The sequence below is a fragment of the Allomesorhizobium aridi genome, from assembly GCF_043769475.1.
In the GTDB taxonomy this organism is placed as follows: Bacteria; Pseudomonadota; Alphaproteobacteria; order Rhizobiales; family Rhizobiaceae; genus Allomesorhizobium.
Window position 1 is genome coordinate 5,339,246 of record NZ_CP171729.1, and the last position, 13,489, is coordinate 5,352,734.

15 protein-coding genes and 1 other RNA gene are annotated in these 13,489 nt (G+C 62.8%); 8 read left to right on the forward strand and 8 right to left on the reverse strand.

Going from position 1 to position 13,489, the window contains the following annotated elements:
- Positions 1 to 135: 135 nt before the first annotated feature.
- Together ACG873_RS28465 and ACG873_RS28470 are read left to right on the forward strand one after the other, a co-directional pair.
- Positions 136 to 297: a hypothetical protein gene (locus tag ACG873_RS28465; RefSeq protein WP_394889150.1), complete on the forward strand. Its 162-nt coding sequence runs from the start codon at positions 136 to 138 to the stop codon at positions 295 to 297.
- The gene (locus ACG873_RS28470) at positions 294 to 1,736 is read left to right on the forward strand and encodes an FAD-dependent oxidoreductase (RefSeq protein ID WP_394889152.1); all 1,443 of its coding nucleotides are present in this window, start codon (positions 294 to 296) and stop codon (positions 1,734 to 1,736) included. The genes ACG873_RS28465 and ACG873_RS28470 overlap by 4 nt, the downstream gene beginning before the upstream one ends.
- Positions 1,737 to 1,810: 74 nt before the next feature.
- On the opposite strand, the gene phhA is transcribed toward ACG873_RS28470, so the two are convergent.
- Positions 1,811 to 2,641: a phenylalanine 4-monooxygenase gene (gene phhA, locus ACG873_RS28475; protein WP_394889153.1), complete on the reverse strand. Its 831-nt coding sequence runs from the start codon at positions 2,639 to 2,641 to the stop codon at positions 1,811 to 1,813.
- Between the two features lie 141 nt (positions 2,642 to 2,782).
- On the opposite strand from phhA, the gene ACG873_RS28480 reads away from it, so the two are divergent.
- Entirely contained in the window at positions 2,783 to 3,259 is a 477-nt protein-coding gene (locus ACG873_RS28480; RefSeq protein ID WP_394893750.1) for an Lrp/AsnC family transcriptional regulator, read from the forward strand.
- Between the two features lie 29 nt (positions 3,260 to 3,288).
- Here ACG873_RS28480 and ACG873_RS28485 read toward each other — a convergent pair whose 3' ends face one another.
- Together ACG873_RS28485 and recR are read right to left on the reverse strand one after the other, a co-directional pair.
- Positions 3,289 to 4,485, reverse strand: a complete 1,197-nt coding sequence (locus tag ACG873_RS28485) for a lytic murein transglycosylase (protein ID WP_394893751.1) — start codon at positions 4,483 to 4,485, stop codon at positions 3,289 to 3,291.
- Between the two features lie 65 nt (positions 4,486 to 4,550).
- The gene (recR, locus tag ACG873_RS28490) at positions 4,551 to 5,156 is read right to left on the reverse strand and encodes a recombination mediator RecR (RefSeq protein ID WP_394889154.1); all 606 of its coding nucleotides are present in this window, start codon (positions 5,154 to 5,156) and stop codon (positions 4,551 to 4,553) included.
- Between the two features lie 94 nt (positions 5,157 to 5,250).
- Between recR and ACG873_RS28495 the strand changes: the two genes are divergently transcribed.
- On the forward strand, positions 5,251 to 5,760 hold the full coding sequence (locus ACG873_RS28495) for a GNAT family N-acetyltransferase (protein WP_394889155.1): 510 nt from the start codon (positions 5,251 to 5,253) through the stop codon (positions 5,758 to 5,760).
- Positions 5,761 to 5,885: 125 nt separating this feature from the next.
- Here the strand turns inward: ACG873_RS28495 and ACG873_RS28500 are convergent, their stop codons facing one another.
- The 3 genes from ACG873_RS28500 to ffs form a co-directional block, all read right to left on the reverse strand.
- Positions 5,886 to 6,209: a YbaB/EbfC family nucleoid-associated protein gene (locus ACG873_RS28500; protein WP_394889156.1), complete on the reverse strand. Its 324-nt coding sequence runs from the start codon at positions 6,207 to 6,209 to the stop codon at positions 5,886 to 5,888.
- Positions 6,210 to 6,224: 15 nt separating this feature from the next.
- Positions 6,225 to 8,045, reverse strand: a complete 1,821-nt coding sequence (locus ACG873_RS28505) for a DNA polymerase III subunit gamma/tau (RefSeq protein WP_394889157.1) — start codon at positions 8,043 to 8,045, stop codon at positions 6,225 to 6,227.
- Between the two features lie 117 nt (positions 8,046 to 8,162).
- An RNA gene (gene ffs, locus ACG873_RS28510) (signal recognition particle sRNA small type) lies at positions 8,163 to 8,259 on the reverse strand.
- A gap of 138 nt (positions 8,260 to 8,397) precedes the next feature.
- Here ffs and ACG873_RS28515 point away from each other — a divergent pair.
- The 3 genes from ACG873_RS28515 (at position 8,398) to ACG873_RS28525 (ending at position 10,801) form a co-directional block, all read left to right on the forward strand.
- Positions 8,398 to 8,817 carry an HIT domain-containing protein gene (locus ACG873_RS28515; protein ID WP_394889158.1) on the forward strand — a complete coding sequence of 140 codons (420 nt, stop codon included), beginning with the start codon at positions 8,398 to 8,400 and terminating at the stop codon, positions 8,815 to 8,817.
- 95 nt (positions 8,818 to 8,912) lie between these two features.
- On the forward strand, positions 8,913 to 9,854 hold the full coding sequence (gene nudC, locus ACG873_RS28520) for an NAD(+) diphosphatase (RefSeq protein WP_394889160.1): 942 nt from the start codon (positions 8,913 to 8,915) through the stop codon (positions 9,852 to 9,854).
- A gap of 65 nt (positions 9,855 to 9,919) precedes the next feature.
- Positions 9,920 to 10,801, forward strand: a complete 882-nt coding sequence (locus tag ACG873_RS28525) for a bifunctional helix-turn-helix transcriptional regulator/GNAT family N-acetyltransferase (RefSeq protein ID WP_394889161.1) — start codon at positions 9,920 to 9,922, stop codon at positions 10,799 to 10,801.
- Between the two features lie 30 nt (positions 10,802 to 10,831).
- Here the strand turns inward: ACG873_RS28525 and ACG873_RS28530 are convergent, their stop codons facing one another.
- Together ACG873_RS28530 and ACG873_RS28535 are read right to left on the reverse strand one after the other, a co-directional pair.
- Positions 10,832 to 11,698, reverse strand: coding sequence for a prephenate dehydratase (locus tag ACG873_RS28530; RefSeq protein WP_394889163.1), 867 nt, complete (start codon positions 11,696 to 11,698; stop codon positions 10,832 to 10,834).
- Between the two features lie 2 nt (positions 11,699 to 11,700).
- Positions 11,701 to 12,441: a 3-deoxy-manno-octulosonate cytidylyltransferase gene (locus tag ACG873_RS28535; protein WP_394889165.1), complete on the reverse strand. Its 741-nt coding sequence runs from the start codon at positions 12,439 to 12,441 to the stop codon at positions 11,701 to 11,703.
- A gap of 205 nt (positions 12,442 to 12,646) precedes the next feature.
- Here ACG873_RS28535 and ACG873_RS28540 point away from each other — a divergent pair, with 205 nt between their 5' ends.
- Entirely contained in the window at positions 12,647 to 13,354 is a 708-nt protein-coding gene (locus ACG873_RS28540) for a c-type cytochrome (protein WP_394889167.1), read from the forward strand.
- The last annotated feature ends 135 nt before the right edge of the window (positions 13,355 to 13,489 follow it).

Here is a 13,489-nt window from a genome sequence, read left to right on the forward strand (position 1 = left end):
CCCTGCGGAAAGCATATCCTCGGCAAGCGCCTTCGGCGAACCGCGCGTAAGCCCCGTTTGGCATGGTTCTGGCTATATCCGTCGTGAGCGTCCCGGAGCGGAGCGCTCGCCGCAGCCCCCTGACGGAGCACGACCATGACTGAAGCCAGAACGAAACGCTCAACGCGCCGGAGCTTTCTCCGCACGCTGCTTGCGATACCGGCCGCCGCCTTCTTCTTCCGCAACATCCGGCTGACCGAACACGACGATATCGTCGAGGTCGATGGCTGGATACTGAAGCGGAGCGACATACTATGATATTCCAGGACGCTGCCGCCTATGCGGCATCCGGTTTCGCGCCGAAGGTCTGCGTCATCGGCGCGGGACCGGCCGGCATCACGATTGCCAGGAGACTGGCGGCGGCGGGCATTCCGGTCGCCCTCCTTGAGGCCGGCTCCAACGAATGGACCGAAGAATCGCAGGATGCCTACAAGGGCGTGACGGTCGGCGATCCCTATTTCGATCTCGACGCTACGCGGCTGCGCTATTTCGGCGGCTCCTCCAATCATTGGGCGGGCTGGTGCCGTATCCTCGAATCCTACGATTTCGAGCCCAAGACCCACATCCGGAACTCGGGCTGGCCGATCCGCCGCAGTGATATCGAACCCCATTTCGACGAGACCTACGACATACTGGGACTGTCGCCGTTCCGCCCGGATGTTCCGATCACCGACACTTTCCGCCTGTTCCAGGTCATCAAGAGCGAGCCGGTTCGGTTCGGCGAAAAATATGCAGCCGAGCTTGGCGCGAGCAAGACGATCGCAGTCGTCCTCAACACAGAGGTCACGGAACTTTCCGGCGACGGCCGCTCGGTGACCGGCGGCAAGCTCTGGTCGCGCGGCCAGGCAGCCGGCGAGATCCACGCGCCGTATTTCGTAGTCGCCACCGGCGGCCTCGAAAATTCGCGCCTGCTGCTCTGGTCCAACGAGCGCTCGAACGGCGGCGTGGTGCCTAATGCCGCGGCACTCGGGCGCTACTGGATGGAGCACCCGATGTACATAACCGGCGACGCCTTGATCACCAACCAGGCGTTCGAGCTCGACCATGAGGGCGAAGCCTTCTTCATGCCTTCGCCCGAGGCGATAGCGCGCCTGGAACTGCCCAACTTTCATGTGCAGCTGGAGACCGCGCCTTATCGCGGGGTGAAAGCGATGATCGCCGGAATGGCGTGCTATGCAGCGCCCGAAACGACCGAGTGGCTGTCGCACAAGCTCGGCCAGCGGCTGCAATGCACGGCGCGCGTTCACATGGACTGGGAGCAGTTGCCGCGCGAGCACAATCGCGTCGCCCTGTCGACGACCGAACGCGATGCGGCGGGCGTGCCACGCATCGAACTGCACTGGAAGAAGGACGAGAGTGACCGCCGGGTGATGCTCGAAGGCATGCGCCTGTTCGGCGAAGAGTTTGCCCGCAAGGATCTCGGCCGCATTCACATCAGCGAATGGGTGCGCAACGGCGAGGATTACCCGGACGGCATGGAAATTGCCGGCAACCACCACATGGGCGGCACCCGCATGAGCGACGACCCGAAGCTCGGCGTGGTCGATCGCGACTGCAAGGTTCACGGAATGTCGAACCTGTTCGTCGGCGGCTCGTCGGTGTTCGCGACCAGCGGCCAGTGCACGCCGACCACCACGATCGTGACGCTGGCGCTGAGGCTTGGAGAACACCTGAGCCGCACGATCAGCAATTCCTGAGTTCCCGCGGGGGGAACGGGCGCCCGCGCCGGCATCGACGCCAAGTCGAGCCGCAGTGCGGGCGCCTACGCATTCTAGATTGTCGCGGGATCGAGCACCGGTGCATCTTTCCAGCGGGCGATGATCGCAGCAAGATCCGACTTTTCGAAACCGTCCTTTAGCGCCGAGAATGACGGCAGCACGAAATAGGCGCGTTGGAATTTGTCGATCTCGTAGACCGTCCGCATGACCGTCTCGATGTCGAATGGCACGTGGTGCGCGTCGGGGCTTTCCACGGCGAACTGCAACTCGCTGAACGACGACATCAGTCCGGCTCCGAAGGCCTTGACCTGGCCGGCCTCCTGCATCAGGCCGAACTCGGCCGTGTACCAATAGAGCCGCTCGATCATGTCGCCGCCGCCGAGCTCGATCAGGCTTTCCGCCTTTTGGCCGTACATCTGCATGAAATCGGCGAAAGCGGGCTGCGTCAGAGCGGGCACATGGCCGAAAAAATCGTGGAACATGTCGGGCTCGACGATGTAGTCGAGTTCCTCGCGCTTGCGCAGCCAGTTGGTGACCGGGAAGCGGCGTTCGGCGAGATGGTCGAAGAAGGCGGGCGCCGGGATGAGGCCGGGTACGGCCACGAGTTCCCAACCGGTTAGCTTGCGCAGTTTCTGGCTGACTTCATCAAAATCCGGGATGCGGTCGATGAGGCCGAGCGCTTCAACCCCGTCGAGATAGGATTTGTGCGCCAGCCGCTTCGTAAGCTTGGTCTGGCGGTCGGACAGGATGCGCCAGACCTCCTGCTCGGCATCGGTGTAGTCGTATTCCTGTTCGACGGTAAAGTCGGAGCGGCAGACGGCATAATTGCCGCGCAGACCCTTGTCGGCGCATTCGCGCGCATAATCCTGAACGCTGATTTCCATGTGTTCCTCCTCATTTCGAGGCCTCAAGGCTGACCTGCTAACAGGATACGCCGGGTTCGCGAGTGAATGTTTCCCGGGATGTCGCCGTGAAAGGCAAAATGAGGTAAGGTTCGCAGCAAAAGCCAAGGATCGGGAGTGAACTTGCCTCAATTCGACGAATTCGAGATCAGGATGCTGGAGATACTGCAGCACGACGGCCGCAAGCCGGTTTCAGAACTGGCGCAGGAGATCGGTCTGTCTAACACGCCTTGCGCGCGGCGCTTCGAGGCGCTGCAGCAGGCCGGCATCATCAAGGGATTTTCGGCGCGGATAGGCCGCCGGGCGATCGGGCTGATGGTCGAGGTGTTCATCCAAGTCCGGCTCACCAGCCACAGCGACGAGTCGCCCGAAAAATTCATCGCGGCGGTTCAGCGGATGGACGAGGTGTCCGCCTGCTGGACGATGACCGGCGACTACGATTTCCTGCTGCACGTCATGGTGCCGTCGGTCGACGATCTGAACGCCTTTGTCATGCACCGGCTGATGCGGCTTGCCGGCGTGCGCGATGTCCACACGCAACTGGTGCTGCAGAACATCAAGGGCCCGGGCCACGTGCCGCTCGGTCACCTGCGGGTGTGACTGCAGGCTTTTACCTGCTGCCCATCAGGCTATCTCAATGCCTCGACCAGCGCCTTGTCCGGAAAACAGGTTGCGGCGCGGCCGGCTTTTTCCTGCCAGTCACCGATAGAGCGCCTTGTCTTGAAGCCCGGCAATCCGTCCGCGCCACCCACGTCGTAGCCGAGCCCTTCCAGCCCGCGCTGAAGTGCCGCCACATCGGAGCGATAAAGCCCGCCGACCTTGCCCCAACGGCCGGCGAAATTCCTGTCGCCGCCGGCGATGCGATCGGCGGCATGGCCGATGAACAGCGCATAGAGGTCGCTCTCATTGTACTTCTTGAGCACGTAGAAATTGGGCGTGACGATGAAGGCCGGGCCGCTGCGCCCGGCCGGCATCAGCAAAAAGCCCTCGGCGCGGGCCTCATGCGCCGGGAACGGCTTGCCGCCTACGCGTGAAATCCCCATCGTCGCCCACTCGGATATTTTTCTCCCCCGGTCCGGACCTTCGAGCGCGCAGGAAACGCTGTCGGGAACCGTCACCTCGAAACCCCAGTCGCGTCCTTTAACCCAGCCATAATTGACGAGATAATTGGCGATCGAGCCCAGCGTGTCGGGCACGGAATTCCAGATGTCGGGCCGGCCATCGCCGTCGAGATCGACGGCATGGTCGAGAAACGAGGTCGGCAGGAATTGCGGCTGGCCGAGTGCGCCGGCCCAGGAAGACTTCATCGACTTCGGGCTGGCAAGGCCGCGCTCGACCATGACGAGAGCGGCGATCACCTCCTTGCGGAACATGTCCTTGCGGGTCGACATGAACGCCTTTGTCGCCAGCACCTCGAAGGCGTTGTTCGGGATTTTTGCCGTGCCGAAGCCAGATTCGCGACCCCAGATCGCCAGCGCAACCTCACCCGGAACGCCGTAGCGCTTCTCGATCGCGGCAAGCGTCTTTGCATGCTGTCCGGCGCGCGATCTGCCGCCGGACGTCACCCCGCCGATCGGGCCGAAATAGCTGCCGGGCGAGCCGAACTCGGCCTGGTGCTGCTTCTTCGGCATCTTCGGCTTTTGCCCTGGCATCAACAGGTCGGGCAGATCGAGATTGGGTTTTATGCCGGTGAACGCCGCCTCGAAAGTCTGTTGCGAGACGCCATTGGCGCTGGCCTGCGGCCACAGATCATTCTGGAGCCATGCCCGGAACTGCTCGTCGATCTTTGCGGCGGTTGCAGGGGAAGAGCAAAGCAGCAATACCATCCCGAAAAGCGTCAGGAGGTGTGGTTTAGTGCGGCGCATCACGCCTCCATGAAAGGCAATCAAGATCAAAACACGGTACGCGATTTCAGCGCAGCGGCCAGCGTTCCCTCATCGAGATAGTCGAGTTCGCCGCCAACCGGCACGCCATGCGCCAGCCGCGTCACCTTGACGCCGAATTCGGCGAGCTGATCGGTGAGGTAGTGGGCCGTCGTCTGGCCTTCGACCGTGGCGTTAACGGCAAGGATCACCTCCTTGACCTCGCCCGCCGCAACGCGATCGACCAGTTGCCGGATGGTGAGCTGATCCGGACCGATGCCGTCGAGCGGCGACAGCGTGCCGCCGAGCACATGGTAGAGTGCGTTCAGGCCCGTGGCGCGCTCCATCGCCCAGAGGTCCGAAACATCCTCGACGACGATGATCGTCGACTGGTCGCGGCGCGGGTCGGTGCAGATCATGCACGGATCGGCCGTATCGACATTGCCGCAATTCGAGCAGATGCGGACCTTCTCGACCGCCTCGCTCATCGCCGAAGCCAGCGGACCGAGCAACTGCTCCTTCTTCTTGATGAGGTGCAGCGCCGCGCGTCTTGCCGAGCGCGGCCCGAGCCCTGGCACTTTGGCCAGGAGCTGGATCAGGCGTTCGATTTCGGGGCCGGCGACTCGTTTCGACATGGCGTTGGTTTAGCGGGAATGGTTGAAATTGGGTAGCGTCGGCTTTGCGGCGCGCTATGCTGGTTTCGCCGGAGGCAAGCAAAAAAGGCGGCTCATGAGCAGGGACAACATCATCATCCGAACGGCCACTCCCGACGATGAGAAGATATTATCGGACCTGCTGACAGCCGCCTATGGAGAACTCGCCCGAGGTTCGTATGATTCCGAAGCGCTTGCCGCCGCCCTGCCGCTGATGTCGCGCGCAAATCCGAAGCTGCTGGCGAGCGGGAGCTACTATATCGCCGAAATCGACGGGGCGGCCGCGGGCAGCGGCGGCTGGACGATGGACAAGCCGGGCGGCGGCGAAATCGTCGATGGCGTCGGCCATATCCGCCACTTCGCCACGCATCCGGCCCATCTGCGCAAGGGTGTTGCTCGCCTGCTCCTGGAACATTGCCTTGCCGAGGCTCGTGCCGCGGGCGTCCATACCATGATGAGCCAGTCGACCTTGCCGGCCGAGAAATTCTACGCCGCAGCGGGCTTTCGCCGGATTGGGTCTATCGAGGTCGAGATGGGGCCGGGCGTGGTTCTTCCAGCCATCGAGATGCAGCGGCAGCTGAGCTAGGTGTATTGAGATTCAGGTCAGGCCGGATTTCGAGAACCGAAACGGAGCGTACGTTCAGGTACGCGAGTACCGGAAGCGCAGAAAGCCGACATTTGCAGGCCGGCATCACCTGAATATCAATACACCTAAAAAGGCAGCTTCATGCCGGGAGGTATCGGCAGCCCCGCCGTCAGCGCCTTGGTCTTTTCCTGCATTATAGCCTCGACCTTGGTCTTGGCGTCGTTGTGCGCGGCGAGAATCAGATCCTCGAGAATCTCGACATCGTCCTCCTTGAACAGCGACGGGTCGATTTTCAGAGATCTCATCTCGAACTTGCCCGAGATCGTCACCTGCACCAGACCCCCGCCGGACTGGCCGGAGGCTTCCAGACTGGCGATTTCTTCCTGCATGGCTTGGAATTTGGCCTGCATTTCCTTCGCCTTGCCCATCAGGCCGATAAGATCCTTCATGGCGATATCCTTTGCTCAGTTCTCATCATCGTCTTCGATCGCCGCTTCGGGCGGCAGGTCGGCGTCTATATCGGGGATGTCCGGCGCGTCGGGGATGCGCACGTCGATGATCTTGGCGCCCGGAAACCGCGCCAGGATCGAGGCGACGGCGGGGTCGCTGCGGGCGTCCTGGAAGGCGTTTTCGCGCTTGCTCGTTTCCTGTTCGGAAAGCGTTTGCCCGCCTTCCTCGCGCGACAGCGAAACCAGCCAGTTACGGCCGGTCCAGGCCTTGAGCTTGACGGTCAGGTCGCCGAGCAGCGTCTTCGGCGCATCGCCGGTCAGGCTGACATCGAGCCGGCCGGGTTCGATCTTGACCAGCCGCACGCAGCGCTTGACCAGCACCTTGAATGCCATGTCGCGATGCGTGTCGGCCAGCGCGACCAGATCGGCCAGCGACTTGATCTCGACGGCGGGAGGCGGCGCGGCTTCGGCGACCGGTTCGGCCTTCGGCATTTCCGCCGGCGCGGGTTCGGTCGCAACCAGCCGCATCGTCTGGCCGCCGCCATTGCCGGCCGGCATGCGGCTCTGAGCGACTGCGCTTGCGCCAGCGCCAGGGTTCGTGGGTGAACCCGACGGCAGCGGCTGTCGCGGCGGGGCGGTTACAGAAGGCGACGGCCCGTCGCCAAGCGACTTCAACGCTTCGTCCAGCGTCGGCAGATCGGACGCGTGCGCGAGGCGGATGAGCACCATTTCGGCCGCACTAACCGGACGGTTCGAGATCTGCACCTCGGGAATGCCCTTGAGCAGCATTTGCCAGCTGCGCGACAGCACGCGTACCGACAGCGCCTGGGCGAATTCGCGGCCACGGCGGCGCTCCTCCTCGGAGAGCGAAGCGTCATCAGTCGCTGACGGCACGAAGCGCAGACGGGTGACGAGATGGTTGAATTCGGCAAGATCGGTCAGCACCGCGACCGGGTCTGCGCCGGTATTGTACTGGGCGCGGAATTCGATGAGGGCGGCAGCCGCATCGCCCTTCATCACATGCTCGAACAGGTCGACGATGCGGGCGCGGTCGGCGAGCCCGAGCATCGAGCGGACCGCCTCCGCGGTCACCCTGCCGGCGCCATGCGCGATCGCCTGGTCGAGGATGGATTGCGCGTCGCGCACCGAACCTTCGGCGGCGCGCGCGATCATCGCCAGCGCGTCGTCGTCGACTTCGATCTCTTCCAGAGTGGCGATGTTGCGCAGATTGGCGGTCAGCGTCCCGGCGTCGACCCGGCGCAGGTCGAAACGCTGGCAACGCGACAGGATGGTGATCGGGACTTTGCGGATCTCGGTGGTGGCGAAGATGAATTTCACATGCGGCGGCGGCTCTTCCAGCGTCTTCAACAGGCCGTTGAAGGCCTGCGTGGACAGCATGTGCACCTCGTCGATGATATAGACCTTGTAGCGCGCCGAGACCGGGGCGTAGCGGACCTGCTCGATAATGTCGCGAATGTCGTCGATGCCGGTGTGAGAGGCGGCGTCCATCTCGATGACGTCGACATGGCGGCCGTCCATGATCGCCTTGCAATGCTCGCCAATTGTCGTGAGTTCCACCGATGGCTGGTCGATCTCGGCCGTCTTGTAGTTGAGCGCCCGCGCCAGGATGCGCGCCGTGGTGGTCTTGCCCACCCCGCGTACGCCGGTCAGCATCCAGGCCTGCGCAATGCGGCCCGAAGAGAATGCGTTGGTGAGGGTGCGGACCATCGGCTCTTGGCCGATGAGGCTCGAAAAATCGGCCGGCCGGTATTTTCGCGCAAGAACACGGTAGGCGCCGGGGGCCTTGCCTGTCTGGTTGCTTCCGGCTTCGCTCATTCGCCCGTTTTGCTCCACTGGCCAACTGTGCTCGGCCGATTCCAGAAACGTGAGTGTCGCCCGCGCCGCAACGCGCCGTCAATGTCGCGGCGGCCTGGAAACGCGGTTTGCGAAGAGGTGGGAGGCTGGAACAATGACCCGTTCCGGGCTCGTTAGGGCTGCTTCCTTCCGGACCTGACCCGGTTGGCGAGTGGATCGTCCACCACCAACCTCCCGGGTTCCATATCGTCAATTGCATCGCAAATTGCAAGACCACCGGCCGAATCGGTCCGGAAGAGCGATTCCGCCATGATTCTCTTGCAGCCGTCCGGAAGGCGCTCTAGCCTTTCCGCCAAAATCGAGGAAAACGCCCATGCTGCCTGGCCAAAAGGCCGGATTCGAGCTCGATGCGCGGTTAGAGGCCGACAGCGAACAGCTTATGTGGCTGGGACTCTGCGAACTGCGCCTCATGAACGACAGGCGCTGGCCATGGCTAATCCTGGTCCCGCAGCGTCCAGGAGCGGAGGAAGTGCACGAATTGACACCGCTCGACCAAGCCATGTTGACCTTCAGATCCAACATGGTCGCGCAGGCGCTCAAATCCGTAACCGGCTGCACCAAGATCAACACCGCGGCGCTCGGAAATATCGTGCGCCAGCTTCATGTGCATGTGATCGCCCGGTCGGAGGGCGATCCTGGCTGGCCGGGGCCGGTTTGGGGCTACGGCATGCGTGAACCCTACAAGCCCGACGACATCCGGCGCTTTTCCGAGAAGATCAAAGCGGCGCTGTAACGCGTTTGGGACGGTTTACTTTTTTCGCTTGCGTGAAATCTCGGCAGCCGCTGTCTATCTGCGGGAAAACTGAACTGTCTCTGGAGCCAATTTGAATGAGCTTCCGCCTTTTCGATGCACCCGAGCGCGAGCCAAGCCAGTTCGTCGGTTTCGCCGGCAACCGGATCGACCGGCAGTCGGAACTGCGCGGCGAGGATAGCGTCGAGAAGGCTTTGGCAAATCCCGCCGCGCGGCTGATGCTGATACGCGAGGGACGCCTTTTCCTGAAGCGAATCGAGGACCGCTTCGACGCGCATTTTGCGCTGGACGAATGCCATCCGCTTGAAGCGAGGTTGGACGACGCGATCCTGCTCGGCTTCGACGAAAGCGGGCCGATACTTGCGGCACCCTGCCTCCTGGATCCCGAGAGCCTGCCCGAGACGATCAAGGCGATCGACCACCGCTCGATTTACATTCAGGGCCTCATCGATCCGGCGGCGCTTGGCGCGTTGGCGCAGGGCGCGGCGCTGCTGTCCTGGCACGCCAGCCACGGCTATTGCGGCAGATGCGGGCACCGGACCGAAATGAGGGCGGGCGGTTACAGGCGGCATTGCCCAGCCTGCAATATCGAACATTTCCCGCGCACCGACCCCGTCGCGATCATGCTTTCTGTTACCGCCGACCGCTGCCTGCTCGGGCGAGGCAAACATTTCGCGCCTGGAATGTATTCGGCGCTCGCCGGCTTCATCGAACCCGGAGAAACGATCGAGGCCGCGGTGCGCCGCGAGACCTTCGAGGAGGCCGGCATCCGGCTCGGACGGGTGGTCTATCACGCCAGCCAGCCCTGGCCATTTCCCTATTCGCTGATGATCGGCTGCTTCGGCGAGCCGCTGAACGAGGACATTTCAGCCGACACGAACGAATTGGAAGACTGCCGCTGGTTTTCTCGCGGCGAAGTTCTGGCGGCCATGGCTGGAACGCACCCTGGCGGCATTTTCATTCCGCCCAACGGCGCCATCGCCCATCACCTCATCGGTACCTGGGCGGAAAGCGAGTAATGCAATTTACCTGATCGAAGTCAGATAAATCTTGCCTTGGCAAAATACCTGACTAAAGTCAGGCGATGGATGTTTCGCAAATCGCTCAGATACGCAGCTTCAACCGCGCGGTGACTCGCCGTGTCGGCGCGCTGGACGATAGTTATCTGCGCCGCGGTCGCCCGCTCGGCGAGGCACGGCTTATTTTCGAGATCGGGCCGGAAGGCGCGGGGCTTGGCGCGCTTCGCAGCCGGCTGGGACTGGATTCAGGTTACCTCAGCCGCATGCTGCGGTCGCTTGAGGCACAGGGTCTCGTCTCGGTTGAGAAGCTCGACCGAGATGCCCGCAGCCGCCGCGCCATTTTGACCGAAAAGGGCCGTGCCGAGCACGCAGCCTACGACGCCCTGTCGGACGAACTGGCGAATTCCATTCTCGAGCCGCTTTCAACGACAGTGCGAGACCGGCTCACCGCTGCGATGGCGGAAGTCGAGCGGCTACTCGCCGCCACGTCGATCACCGTAGGGGAGGAGGCTGCCGACACTGCGGAAGCGCGGCAATGCCTGGCACAGTACTTCGACGAACTCGCCGAGCGCTTCGAGGAGGGGTTTGACCCGGGTAAGGGAAACACGACGACGGAGGACGATTTCATTCCTCCCATGGGCAGTTTCGTGATCGCCCGTCTCGACGGCAGTCCCGTCGGCTGTGGGGCGCTGCGGATGATCGATGCCGAAACGGCGGAGATCAAACGGATGTGGGTCGCACCGTCCGCACGCGGGCTTGGCGTCGCCAGCCGCATGCTGCGCAAACTGGAGACGATCGCAGCAGGCTTCGGCGTCAAGACTGTGTGCCTCGACACCAACCGCTCGCTCAAGGAGGCGCAGTCTCTCTACAGGCGCGAAGGCTATACCGAAATTGCCCGCTTCAACGACAATCCTTACGCCGACCACTGGTTCGCCAAGCGCCTGTAGCCGACGTCACCGTTGCAGGCCCGCGTTGCTTCAGTCCGCCACTTTCCATTCTTCACGCGATTCGCTGCGCGGATAGACGCCGAGGATGCGCATCTCCTTGGAGAAGAAGCGAAGCTCGTCAAGTGCCAGTTTGACGTTGTGGTCGTCAGGGTGACCCTCGATGTCGGCATAGAACAGCGTCGCCGTGAACGCGCCGAGCTGATAGCTTTCGAGCTTCGTCATGTTGACGCCGTTGGTGGCGAACCCGCCCATCGCCTTGTAGAGGGCGGCAGGCACGTTTCGCACGCGAAAGATGAAGGTCGTCATCATCCGCGCATCGGAGGTAGGTCGTTCAACCCAATTCTTGGATCTAGACAAGACGACGAAGCGGGTGACGTTGTTTTCCGTATCCTCGACGTTCTCTTCCAGGATATCCAGGCCGTAGAGGCTGGAAGCGAGGCGGGGCGCCAGAGCGCCCATCGTGCGGTCCTGGATCTCGGCGACCAGCTTTGCCGCACCCGCCGTGTCGCCGGCGACCATCGGCTTCCAGCCGTTCTTGCGGATGTATTTGCGGCACTGGCCAAGCGCATGGATGTGGCTGTGTATGGTCTTGAGCTCCTGCCGTTTCACGCCGGGCAACGCCATGAGCTGGAAATGGATCGGCAAAAAATATTCGCCGACGATGTGCAGGCGGGATTCAGGCAGCAGATGATGAATGTCGGCGACGCGACCGGCGATGGTGTTCTCGATCGGGATCATCGCCAGATCGGCCTTGCCCGTCTCCACCGCGTTGAACGCGTCCTCGAAAGTCGGGCAGGGCAGCGGTTCCATCGAGGGATAGACGTTGCGGCAGGCAGTGTCCGAATTAGCCCCCGGTTCTCCCTGGAAGGATATCTTGTTGGTCTTTTCGGGGGACATGGTCAGGCTTTCATGGAACCGGTCAGAATTTCGCGGGCGCGCGCCAGGTCTTCCGGCGTGTCGACGCCAAGCGGCACCGACTGCACGATCTCGGCGTCTATGCGCATTCCCGCTTCGAGCGCTCGCAACTGCTCGAGCCGCTCTCGTTTTTCGAGTGGCGAGGGCGGTAGACTGACGAAGCGTTCCAGCGCGGCGCGCCGGTAGGCGTAGAGCCCGATGTGATGGTAGAGCGGACCGTCCCCCCAGGGGGCGGTCGCGCGCGTGAAATAGAGCCCACGAAGCCTTGTTTCGGAAAGCGGCGAGCCGACGATCTTGACCACGTTGGGATTGGTTTTCTCCTCGTCGCGGAAGATTTCGACGCCCAGCGTGGCGATATCCACCGACCGATCCTCCAACGGCCGCAAGGCGGCGCGGATGGTTTCCGGATCGATGGTCGGCAGGTCGCCCTGGACATTGATGACGATCTCGACCTTGCCGTCAGGATCGAGCGCCGACAGGGCTTCGAAGATACGGTCCGAACCGGACTGGTGGTCCGTCCGGGTCATCACCGCCTCGAAGCCGTGATCGCGAATGGCCTCGGCCACAGCCGGTTCGTCGGTCGCCACGACCACCCGGCCAAGCCCGCTCTCATGCGCCCTTTCGGCGACATGGACTATCATCGGCCGGCCGGCAATGTCGGCCATCGGCTTGCCCGGAAGGCGGGTCGAAGCCATGCGGGCGGGGATCAGAATGAGGGTCGACATGATGCGGGTAAATCAGTCTCGGAAGGGCGGTTGAAAGTGTCAAAAGGTCTCACTGGCCTCGCCCTTATAGGTGTTGCAACGCACAAGCAAAAGACCTAGTTTCCGCCGCAATTCGGCCGGGCTCGGCCGGTTGTCAAAACATGCCGGCTGCCCCGTGGAGGCGCACCTCCCGCCAGCCAGCCGTATGCAGGAAGCCTGGGCGCAGATGGACTCTTTCGAATTCAACAAGCTGATCGGCGCTCTCCTCGGCGCGGTGTTCGTCGTGTTCTCGATTTCGATCGTCTCCAATGCAATATTCGCCTCCCCCGCTCCGGAACAGTTCGGCTTCGCCATCGAGGCCCCCGAAGAAGAGACGGCGGAGAGTGGTCCCGCGGCGCCTGCGGAAGAGCCGATAGCCGTATTGCTGGCCAGCGCCAACCCTGAAGCCGGCGCGGCCGTTTTCAAGAAATGCACGGCCTGCCACACCGGGGAGAGCGGCGGCGCGAACAAGGTCGGCCCCAATCTCTGGAACATCGTCAACCGTCCGCTGGCCTCGCATGAAGGCTTCGCTTATTCCGCGGCGATGAAGGAGTTCGCGCAGGGCGGTTCGGTGGTCTGGGATTACGAGCACCTCAGCAACTTCCTGGCCTCTCCCAAGGGCTACATCAAGGGCACCGCAATGGGTTTCGCGGGTGTCAAGAAGCCGGACGAGCGCGCCAACCTGATCGCCTATCTGCGCACGCTTTCCGACAGCCCGGCGCCGCTGCCCGAGGCGGCAGCCCCTGCAGCCGCAGCTGAACCCGCTGCCGCCACCCCCGAAGGCACCGCCGCGCCGGCTGAAGCTGCACCTGCCGAGGCACCTGCAGCGCCAGCCGAAGCTGCACCCGCACCGGAAGCAACTCCTGCACCGGCCGAACCCGCGCCTGCGCAATGACAAATTTGTAATCTCGAAAATCACGAAAAAGCCGGGTTCCTCCCGGCTTTTTTGTTAGACATTCCGAATATGCCGCCGAATGCTGGTGCCGGACCGTTTTCGTGAGCCGGCGTTGGCCTAGATAGGCTCTCGAAG